A 9050-nucleotide genomic window follows, 5' to 3' on the forward strand; every position below is an offset into this window, starting at 1 on the left:
ACGCGCCCCTCGACGCGATCCTGAACGACAACGGCGTGGTCTGGCCGGTTTGAGCTGAAGCCCATGGCCAGACCCAAATCCGCAACCCACGACATCAAACGCGACGCGATCCTCGACATTGCGGCGCAATGCTTTGCCCAGCGCAGTTATCCGGCTGCCAGCATGAACGAAATCGCCACCGCGTGTGGCACCTCCAAGGCGAGGCTTTACCACTATTACGACAGCAAAGAAGCGATTTTGTTTGACCTGCTCGACCGCCACACCCAGCGGCTGCTGGCGGTGATCGCGCAGACCGAGGCCACCGCCCAGCGCAAGGACTTGAACGACCGGGCCACCTTGCACGAGCTGGTGCGGGCGTTCTTGCAGGAATACGAAACATCGGCCACCCGGCACGCAGCGCTGCTCAACGACACGCAGTTTTTGAGCGATGTGCCCGACCCGGCTCTGGGCGCGGCATCCGTGTCACCGCGCGAGCTGATCTTGAACCGCCAGCGCGACATCGTCGCCGCCATGACCCGTTTCATGAAGCGCGCCTATCCCCATCGCTTGACCCCGACCAACCAAACCGCCCTGACCATGATGCTGTTGGGCATGATCAATTGGACTTTCACCTGGCTGCGCCCGGGCGGGCCGATCAGTTATGCGGCCTTTGCCGACGAAGTCATCGCCATGCTGGAAAAGGGCTTGGGTTGAGTTCGTTTGGAATTCAACAATCCGTAATGCATTTCGTTTAGGTAAAATTACCCCCTTCATTGACCGGAGAAACTTCCATGTCCAAAGCCCCCACCAAAGCGCCCGTCAAGGCCTTCGCCAGCCAGGCCGACCTGAGCGAAAAAAAGATCACCTTTGAGCAACTCAGCGCACACTGCTGGGCCTACACCGCCGAGGGCGACCCCAATTCGGGCGTGATCATTGGTGACCGTTTCATCATGGTCAGCGACGCCACCGCGACCCCGGCCATGGCGCAAGACCTGATCAAGAAAATCCGCACCGTCAGCGACCTGCCCATCAAATACGTGCTGCTGACCCACTACCACGCGGTGCGCGTTTTGGGCGCTTACGCCTACGCGGCCGAAGGCGCGACCGAGATCATCGCCAGCGAAGGCACGCTGGACCTGATCAAAGAGCGCGGCGCACAAGACATGAAAAGCGAGATGGAGCGCTTTCCGCGTTTGTTCCGTGGCGCCGACAGCATCCCCGGCCTGACCTGGCCAACACTGGTGGTGGGCGGCGGCAACCCCACCAAGGGCGAGGTGCCCGGCAAGCTCAGCATCAACCTGGGCGGCGTGGTGGTGCAAATCTGGCATCCGGGCCCGGGCCACACGCGTGGTGACACCATCGCCTGGGTGGAAGAAGAAAAAGTGCTGTTCTCAGGTGACTTGGTCGAGTACGAAGCCGGTGTGTACACGGGCGACGCGCAGTTGGAAGAGTGGCCCGCCACCCTCGAAGCCTTGCGCGCCCTGAATGCCGAAGCCATCGTGCCCGGTCGCGGCGAAGCCATGAAGGGCAACGCCAATGTGAACAAAGCGCTGGATTACACCCAGTTGTGGGTGAGTACTTTGTTCCAAGCAGGCAAAGAAGCCGTGGCCGCCAAGATGGACCTCAAAGCCGCCATGGCCCACGCCCGCAAAAGCATGGACCCGATCTTCGGCCATGTGTTCATTTATGAGCACTGCCTGCCGTTTGACGTGACCCGTGCCTACGACGAGGCCAGTGGCATCAAGAACCCCCGCATCTGGACGGCAGAGCGCGACATGGAAATGTGGCAAGCGCTGCAAAGCTGACGGTCAAGCGGCACCCCGGGTTCCGCCCGGAGGTTAAGGCAGGATCAGGTCCCGCAAGTCGCGTTCATAGGCACGGAGGCGGCGTGTGGCCCGCAGGCGTTGCTCGGGGCTGGCGGTGTTGTGCAGTTGGGTGAGGTTGTTGCAGGCGCGCTGTGTCATGGTTTGCATGAGGCTTGCGTCGCTGGGGTCCGGCGGCTTGAGCCAGCGTTCCCAAACGCCCCACAGTTCGGCTTGGGCCTGAGCCTGCGTCAAGCCATATTGCTGAATCCGCTGCAAAGCCGACAGCAAATCTTGTTGGCGACGCTGGCGATCGCGACGCCCCCATTCGGCATTCCATGGCGATTGAGTCAATTGGGTTTTGATCAGCTCCGTCTGTTCATGGCTCAGTTCCCCGTAAAAGTCACTGTAGCGACTCAGGGTTCTGTCTTTGCGGCGTTCCAAGCGCGCGGTCGCGTCGCCTTGCAACCATTCTTTTTCCCACTCTTCGTTGGACTTTTCCCATTGGCGGGCCATGTGGCTGAGCTGGCGTGGCCCCAGCAGCATCGCCACTGGTGCGGCTTGGCGCACGGCCTCGCGCATCAGGCGGTCGAGTCGGGTTTGTGCTTCGGAGAAGGCGCTGCACACCTGCGTTGCCTCGGCCGTGTGCTGGCTACGCTGGGCCTGCGTCTGCAAAAAGTCCGCATAAGGGCCCAACTCTTCGCTGCGGTGCCATTGGTGCAGTTGCGCCAGCGCTTCTTTGGCCCGCACCGACTGTTCGCTGTTGAACGACACCGCGCTGTCCAGCCACCAATAAGACAAGGTGGGCAGCTGCTGGTAACCGAGCTTGATGGCGCTGCAAGCCTGCAAAAGCAACAGGGCTGCCACGGCAATGATCGGGCGGATCATTGCAGGCCTTCTGCTTGCATGGACCAACCCGCCAGGTAACCCATGGGGGTGCTGGAGACTCTGTCGTTATCGAGGACCAGCACGGACCAATCACCCTTGAGGCCGCTAAAAACCTGCAAACGGTTGGCGGGCAGCGACAGGGTGAACAAGCGCCCGGTGTTCAAACAAGCGGCGCCTTGGGCCGTATTTTGCAGATCCAGGTCCAATGTGGTTTGGTTGGGCAAGATCAATTGGGCACTCAACTCACCCATTTGGCGGTGGTCAATGCACAGGCTTAGGCTGGCCGCGAGAAGTTGTTCCATTGCGCAAGCGTTGAACTGTGTGGGGATCGTCTGGGCGAGAGGATCGATTCTGTAGCCGCTGCTCAAACCATCTGCATGTTTTAGCGGCAGCGCGCACTGGCTGGCCTTGCCCACAGGCCTTGCCGGATCCGAGCCACCACAACCAGCGAGGAACAAGCTGCCAGCAAAAGCGACGCACAAAAGTCCAAATCGAAATTGACACATGGAGGAAATGCCCTTTTTCGCGAATCATGGGCCCGATGTGGGGCAGCGATAATTTAACCATGCGCGAAGACCGCTCCCTATCTGTGGCAAAACTAGAAAGTGTGCACACCATGACCACCCCTATCTTTCCCGTCGACGTCGTCATCATGGCCGCCGGCAAAGGCACCCGCATGAAAAGCCGCCTGCCCAAAGTGCTGCAGCGCCTGGCGGGCGTGCCACTGGTGCAGCATGTGCTGAACACGGCGGCGCTGCTGAACGCCCGTTCTGCGGTGGTGATTACGGGCCATGGGGCCGACCAGGTTGAGCCGCTGGTGCTGGCACCGGGCCAGGCCATGGGCGTGCGGTGCGTGCGCCAAGAGCCGCAGCTGGGCACAGGCCACGCCGTGCAGCAGGCCGTGCCTGCGCTGGCCGACGATGGCGTGGTGGTGATTTTGTCGGGTGACGTGCCGCTGACCCAGGCGGACACCCTGCAAGCGCTGATCGCCGAGTGCGGTGGCCAGCAGCTGGCACTGTTGACCCTGGACATGGCCGACCCCACGGGCTACGGCCGCATCGTGCGCGAAGGCGTCCAGGTGCAGGCCATCGTCGAGCACAAAGACGCCACCGAGGCGCAGCGCCAGATCCACGAGGTCTACAGCGGCATCATGGCCGTGCCCGCCCGGCTGCTCAAAGGCTGGTTGGGCCGCATCGACAACCAGAACGCGCAGGGCGAGTACTACCTGACCGACGTGGTCAAGCTGGCTGTGGCCGACGGTGTGCCGGTGGTGGCGCACAAAATTACCGACCCGGTGCAGGTGGCGGGCGTGAACAGCCCGGTGCAACTGGCAGAGTTGGAGCGCGCCCACCAGCTGCGCCAGGCCCACCGCTTCATGGAACAAGGCGTGCGCCTGAAAGACCCCGCCCGCTTTGACCTGCGCGGCCAGCTTGATTGTGCGCAAGACGTCGAGATCGACGTGAACTGCGTCTTTGAAGGCTCAGTGTCATTGGGCGAAGGCGTGAAGATCGGCGCGAACTGCGTGATCGCCAACTGCACCATCGCTGCGGGCGCGGTGATTCACCCCTTCACCCACATCGACGGCGAAAAGCCGGGTGTGAGCGTGGGCGAGGGTGCACTGATTGGACCGTTTGCCCGCCTGCGCCCCGGTGCGCAGCTAGCCGCCGACGTGCACATCGGCAACTTCGTTGAGGTCAAAAACTCCACCATGGCCAAGGGATCAAAAGCCAATCATTTGGCCTATTTGGGCGACGCCACCGTGGGCGAGCGGGTGAACTACGGCGCAGGCAGCATCACCGCCAATTACGACGGGGCCAACAAGCACCGAACCGTGATCGAGGCCGATGTGCACATTGGCAGCAACTGCGTGCTGGTCGCACCCGTCACCATTGGCGCAGGCGGCACTGTGGGCGGCGGGTCTGCCATCACCAAGAGCACCGAGCCGGGGGCCTTGAGCGTGGCGCGCGGCAAGCAGGTCAGCATCGCGAACTGGGCGCGACCACAGAAGCAGCCCAAAGCCTGAGCTTGCCGGTTCAGCGCTGTGTATCTGACTTCTTAAGGGCCGCCCAGGCCATGCGGTCCACCCAACTCGGGGCAATCAACTTGAGCCAGCGGCCCACATGCCCGGTCGGGCTCATGAGCACATCGCGCTGGCGTCGCTCGGTGCCTTGCAAGATTTTTTGCACGCACAACTCAACGGGCATGGCCTTGTCTTCGCTCAGGCCGCTGGAGCCTGCAGGCTGACCCATGGCGTTGAGGCCACGGCGGCGGATGTCGGTGTCCACCACACCGGGGTAGGCAATCGTCACCGACACCCCATCGCTCAGCAATTCGGTGCGCAGCGCCTCCATGAAGCCAGTCATCGCAAATTTGCTGGTGCAGTATGCCGTGCGACCGGGTACGCCCACCAAGCCCGCCAACGACGAGACCGCCACCAGCCGACCGCGTGAGGCTTTGAGGTGCGGGAGCGCGGCATGCGTGCACCAGATGGTGCCCCACAGGTTGACCCGCATGAGCTCTTCGTACCAACCCAAATCGGCTGCATCCACATCTTGCAGCATGGCGTGTGCAGAAATACCGGCGTTGTTGATCAGCGTGTCGATCCGTCCAAACTGCTGCACGGTTTGTGCGATCAGGGCTTCGCAGTCTGCGCGCACGCTGACGTCGGTGCGCACACACAGCACCTGTGCCCCGAGCTGACGGCAAGCCTCGGCCACCGCCTCCAATTTGACCAATTGGCGGGCCGCCAACACCAGCGCCACAGCGGCACCTTTGGTGCGGGCCAGCTGGGTGGCCATTTCAGCCCCAATGCCTTCAGATGCGCCCGTGATGATGATCACATTCATGCCTGTTCTCCTTTTGGTGGGCTTGCCGAAGATTGGCTCGCCCGGCTTCGCCCGGGGATTCTTTCACACCTGCGTGCTCAGTGCGCAAACTGTGAGATTTCGATCCAATCGAATGATTCATTCGTTTGGTGCTATATTGGTGCCATGCAAACCCTGACTGCCAACGAAGCCAAAACCCAGTTCGGCCATTTCATCGATCTGGCGCAACGTGAGCCCGTGCGCGTGATGCGCCGTGATCGTGTGGTCGGCGTAATGGTCTCCGCGCAGGACTATGAAGCCATGCGTGAGTTTTACGCCAACCGCCTGCAGCACACCTTGGTGGACACGGCCACCAAGGCTGAGCATGCGGGCTTGACCTCTGAGCTGCTGGAAGATTTGCTGCGTGACGAGTCATAAGCTGGTCATTGACACCAACATCCTCATCAGCGCCGCGCTCTCTTCGCAAGGCGCACCCGCCAAGCTGGTGCAGTTGGCATTGGCGCAGCACCGGCTGGTGTTTTCTCAAGCCACGTTTGATGAGCTGCGCACGCGGATTTACCGACCCAAATTTGACCGGTACATTTCTTTGGAAGACCGCGAGCGTTTGTTGCGCGACTTCAGCGCCTGTGCGGTTTGGGTGGAGTCAGGAGAGCCTGGGCAGTATTGCCGTGATCGCGATGACGACCATTTCATTGAAGCCGCACTGAAAGCACCGGCGCACTGCTTGGTCAGCGGCGACAAGGACTTGCTGGAAGCGCCTGAGGTGCTGGGGCTGCGCATCGTGTCTGTTCACCAAGCGCTGGATCTCTTGGCCAACGATTGATCCGGCCCCTTTAAGTCTGGAACAACTTGCAGGGAATCGCTTTCTTGTGGGAGCCCACCCCTGTGGGAGATGGGCGTGGAACACCCCTTGCAAGCCTTCGCCCACAGGGTGGGCTCCTACAAAGACACAAATATCCACATGGCCGAAAAAGACATGTGGAATTCAAACTTCACCGGATCTGATCAATGAGCGATCGGGAATACCGGCCAAGCCGTCGTGAACTTGGCCCGCTTGGTCGCAAAAAACGCTTTCACGTTGCGCACATTGGCGTCTTGAGTGAACAGGGTTTGGCTGATCGCCAAGTAGTGCGGCATGTCGCGGGCCTGCACCACCAACACAAAGTCGGGGCCGGGGGAGACGCGCCAGCACTGCTGCACCGCATCGTGCGCCACGGCGCGGGCCTCGAAGGCATCCAAATGTTCGCTGCTTTGGCGGTCTAACGACACTTCCACCAAGGCGCTCAGGCCGTGGCCCAGCGTGACGCTGAGCTTGTCGGCGCTCAGCACCGCCACTTGCCGCTCGATCCAGCCGCCCTCGGTCAGGCGCTTGACGCGGCGCAGGCAAGTGGGCGGCGACACATTCACCCGCTCGGCCAGTGCCACATTGCTGATGCTGGCATCGCGCTGCAGGGCGTCCAGCAGTTGCAGGTCGATGTTGTCGAGTAAATTTTGTTCCATTTATATGCAGTTAATTTAATAATGTTTCAACTGTAAATTGGAGTGAAATTAAAGTCAAATTAAAGGTAAATATTAAACTGAAATTTCTTTTGTTAAAGCCTAACATCGCCCCAGTTTGATCAAAAGACCTCATTCAGGAGCTTCAATATGTGTGGCATCGTCGGCGCCGTTTCTTCTCGCAACATCGTTCCCATCTTGGTGCAAGGCCTGCAACGGCTCGAATACCGGGGCTATGACTCCTGCGGCGTGGCGGTGCACGCGGCCAGCTTGAGCGGTGGCACAGGTGGTTTGCAGCGGGCCCGCAGCACCTCGCGTGTGGCAGAACTCATGGACCAAGTCACGGCCGACCACATTGAAGGCGGCACCGGCATCGCCCACACCCGCTGGGCCACGCATGGCGCGCCTGCTGTGCACAACGCGCACCCCCACTTCAGCCACGGCACGGGTGCTGCAGACGGCAAACCTGGGCGTGTGGCCTTGGTGCACAACGGCATCATCGAAAACCACGAAGAACTGCGCGCCGCCCTGCAAGCCAAGGGCTATGTGTTCTTGAGCCAGACCGATACCGAAGTCATTTCACACTTGGTCGACAGCGTGTACGACGGCGACATTTTTGAAGCCGTCAAAACCGCCATCCGCCAGCTGCACGGCGCGTATGCCATTGCCGTGTTCCACAAGGACGAGCCGCAGCGCGTGATCGGTGCGCGTGCGGGCTCGCCGCTGATTCTGGGTGTGGGCCAGGGCGAAACCTTTTTGGCCAGCGACGCGATGGCACTGGCGGGCGTGACCGACCAGATCGTGTACTTGGAAGAGGGCGACGTGGTCGACATTCAGCTGGGCAAATACTGGGTGGTGGACCGCGAGCACAAGGCCGTGACCCGCGCCGTGAAGACCGTGCACGCGCACAGCGGCGCGGCAGAACTCGGCCCTTATCGCCACTACATGCAAAAGGAAATCTTCGAGCAGCCGCGCGCCATTGCCGACACGCTCGAAGGCGTGGAAGGCATCACGCCCGAGCTGTTTGGTGACGGTGCGTATTCCACTTTCAAAGCGATTGACAACGTGCTGATTCTGGCTTGCGGCACCAGCTACTACAGCGGTTGCGTGGCCAAGTACTGGATTGAGGCGATCGCCAAAGTGCCCTGCCAGGTCGAGATCGCCAGCGAATACCGCTACCGCGAATCGGTGCCCAACCCCAACACCCTCATCGTTACCATCACCCAAAGCGGCGAGACCGCCGACACGTTGGCCGCACTGCGCCACGCGCAGAGCTTGGGCATGACGCACACGCTGACCATCTGCAACGTGTCCACCAGCGCCATGGTGCGCGAGTGCAAACACGCTTACGTGACCCGCGCCGGGGCTGAGATCGGTGTGGCGTCGACCAAGGCCTTCACCACGCAACTTGCCGGTTTGTTTTTGCTGACACTGGCCTTGGCGCAGACCAAAGGCCGCTTGAGCGATGCCGACGAGGCCATGCACATCAAGGACATGCGCCACCTGCCCGCCGCGCTGCAAGCCGTGCTGGCGCTGGAGCCACAAATCATCGCCTGGGCCGAAGAATTCGCCAGCAAGGAAAACGCGCTGTTCCTGGGCCGCGGCACGCACTACCCGATCGCACTGGAAGGCGCGCTCAAGCTCAAAGAAATCACCTACATACACGCCGAAGCCTATGCCGCAGGTGAACTCAAACACGGCCCGCTGGCGCTGGTGACCAGCGCCATGCCCGTGGTCACGGTGGCCCCCAACGACCAACTCCTGGAAAAGCTCAAGAGCAATATGCAAGAGGTGCGTGCCCGTGGCGGCGTGCTGTATGTGCTAGCCGATGGCGATACAAAAATAGAAAGCAGCGAAGGCGTGAACGTGATTCGCATGCCTGAGCACTATGGTGTGCTGTCACCCATCCTGCATGTGGTGCCGCTGCAGTTGCTGAGCTATCACACGGCGTGTGCGCGGGGGACGGATGTGGACAAGCCGCGCAATTTGGCGAAATCGGTCACGGTGGAGTGAGTTTTGCAGTGCCCAGTCGTTCTTCTGACGCCGAATGCGCCATCCC

The 9050-nt window shown here is 61.1% G+C and carries 10 protein-coding genes; 6 read left to right on the forward strand and 4 right to left on the reverse strand.

Annotated features, from left to right (window positions below; translation table 11 throughout):
* Positions 1-63 precede the first annotated feature (63 nt).
* Both Q0341_RS05865 and Q0341_RS05870 read left to right on the forward strand, forming a co-directional pair.
* Positions 64-693 (forward strand): TetR/AcrR family transcriptional regulator, encoded by a 630-nt coding sequence (locus Q0341_RS05865; RefSeq protein WP_299511185.1) that lies wholly within the window; start codon positions 64-66, stop codon positions 691-693.
* Positions 694-770: 77 nt separating this feature from the next.
* Positions 771-1784, forward strand: coding sequence for an MBL fold metallo-hydrolase (locus Q0341_RS05870; RefSeq protein WP_299511186.1), 1014 nt, complete (start codon positions 771-773; stop codon positions 1782-1784).
* 33 nt (positions 1785-1817) lie between these two features.
* On the opposite strand, the gene Q0341_RS05875 is transcribed toward Q0341_RS05870, so the two are convergent.
* Positions 1818-2669 carry a DUF6279 family lipoprotein gene (locus Q0341_RS05875; protein WP_299511187.1) on the reverse strand — a complete coding sequence of 284 codons (852 nt, stop codon included), beginning with the start codon at positions 2667-2669 and terminating at the stop codon, positions 1818-1820.
* Positions 2666-2971 carry a hypothetical protein gene (locus Q0341_RS05880; RefSeq protein WP_299511189.1) on the reverse strand — a complete coding sequence of 102 codons (306 nt, stop codon included), beginning with the start codon at positions 2969-2971 and terminating at the stop codon, positions 2666-2668. Before Q0341_RS05880 ends, Q0341_RS05875 begins: the two co-directional genes overlap by 4 nt.
* A 314-nt stretch (positions 2972-3285) precedes the next feature.
* Here Q0341_RS05880 and glmU point away from each other — a divergent pair, with 314 nt between their 5' ends.
* Entirely contained in the window at positions 3286-4692 is a 1407-nt protein-coding gene (gene glmU / locus Q0341_RS05885) for a bifunctional UDP-N-acetylglucosamine diphosphorylase/glucosamine-1-phosphate N-acetyltransferase GlmU (protein ID WP_299511190.1), read from the forward strand.
* A gap of 10 nt (positions 4693-4702) precedes the next feature.
* On the opposite strand, the gene Q0341_RS05890 is transcribed toward glmU, so the two are convergent.
* Positions 4703-5515 carry an SDR family oxidoreductase gene (locus tag Q0341_RS05890; protein ID WP_299511191.1) on the reverse strand — a complete coding sequence of 271 codons (813 nt, stop codon included), beginning with the start codon at positions 5513-5515 and terminating at the stop codon, positions 4703-4705.
* 144 nt (positions 5516-5659) lie between these two features.
* On the opposite strand from Q0341_RS05890, the gene Q0341_RS05895 reads away from it, so the two are divergent.
* Positions 5660-5911, forward strand: coding sequence for a type II toxin-antitoxin system Phd/YefM family antitoxin (locus Q0341_RS05895; RefSeq protein WP_299511192.1), 252 nt, complete (start codon positions 5660-5662; stop codon positions 5909-5911).
* On the forward strand, positions 5898-6317 hold the full coding sequence (locus Q0341_RS05900) for a putative toxin-antitoxin system toxin component, PIN family (protein ID WP_299511193.1): 420 nt from the start codon (positions 5898-5900) through the stop codon (positions 6315-6317). Before Q0341_RS05895 ends, Q0341_RS05900 begins: the two co-directional genes overlap by 14 nt.
* 182 nt (positions 6318-6499) lie before the next feature.
* Here Q0341_RS05900 and Q0341_RS05905 read toward each other — a convergent pair whose 3' ends face one another.
* On the reverse strand, positions 6500-6994 hold the full coding sequence (locus tag Q0341_RS05905) for an Lrp/AsnC family transcriptional regulator (protein ID WP_299511194.1): 495 nt from the start codon (positions 6992-6994) through the stop codon (positions 6500-6502).
* 147 nt (positions 6995-7141) lie between these two features.
* Between Q0341_RS05905 and glmS the strand changes: the two genes are divergently transcribed.
* Positions 7142-9004 (forward strand): glutamine--fructose-6-phosphate transaminase (isomerizing), encoded by a 1863-nt coding sequence (gene glmS, locus Q0341_RS05910; protein WP_299511195.1) that lies wholly within the window; start codon positions 7142-7144, stop codon positions 9002-9004.
* Positions 9005-9050 lie beyond the last annotated feature (46 nt).

Origin of the sequence: uncultured Limnohabitans sp., assembly GCF_937889215.1 — a bacterium.
GTDB lineage: Bacteria > Pseudomonadota > Gammaproteobacteria > Burkholderiales > Burkholderiaceae_C > Limnohabitans_A.

What these genes read in the sequence shown, in the direction of transcription:
- Q0341_RS05865 (WP_299511185.1), top strand. Translation starts at nt 64, where the DNA reads ATGGCCAGACCCAAATCCGCAACCCACGACATCAAACGCGACGCGATC.
- Q0341_RS05870 (WP_299511186.1), top strand. Translation starts at nt 771, where the DNA reads ATGTCCAAAGCCCCCACCAAAGCGCCCGTCAAGGCCTTCGCCAGCCAG.
- Q0341_RS05875 (WP_299511187.1), bottom strand. Translation starts at nt 2,669, where the DNA reads ATGATCCGCCCGATCATTGCCGTGGCAGCCCTGTTGCTTTTGCAGGCT.
- Q0341_RS05880 (WP_299511189.1), bottom strand. Translation starts at nt 2,971, where the DNA reads ATGGAACAACTTCTCGCGGCCAGCCTAAGCCTGTGCATTGACCACCGC.
- glmU (WP_299511190.1), top strand. Translation starts at nt 3,286, where the DNA reads ATGACCACCCCTATCTTTCCCGTCGACGTCGTCATCATGGCCGCCGGC.
- Q0341_RS05890 (WP_299511191.1), bottom strand. Translation starts at nt 5,515, where the DNA reads ATGAATGTGATCATCATCACGGGCGCATCTGAAGGCATTGGGGCTGAA.
- Q0341_RS05895 (WP_299511192.1), top strand. Translation starts at nt 5,660, where the DNA reads ATGCAAACCCTGACTGCCAACGAAGCCAAAACCCAGTTCGGCCATTTC.
- Q0341_RS05905 (WP_299511194.1), bottom strand. Translation starts at nt 6,994, where the DNA reads ATGGAACAAAATTTACTCGACAACATCGACCTGCAACTGCTGGACGCC.
- glmS (WP_299511195.1), top strand. Translation starts at nt 7,142, where the DNA reads ATGTGTGGCATCGTCGGCGCCGTTTCTTCTCGCAACATCGTTCCCATC.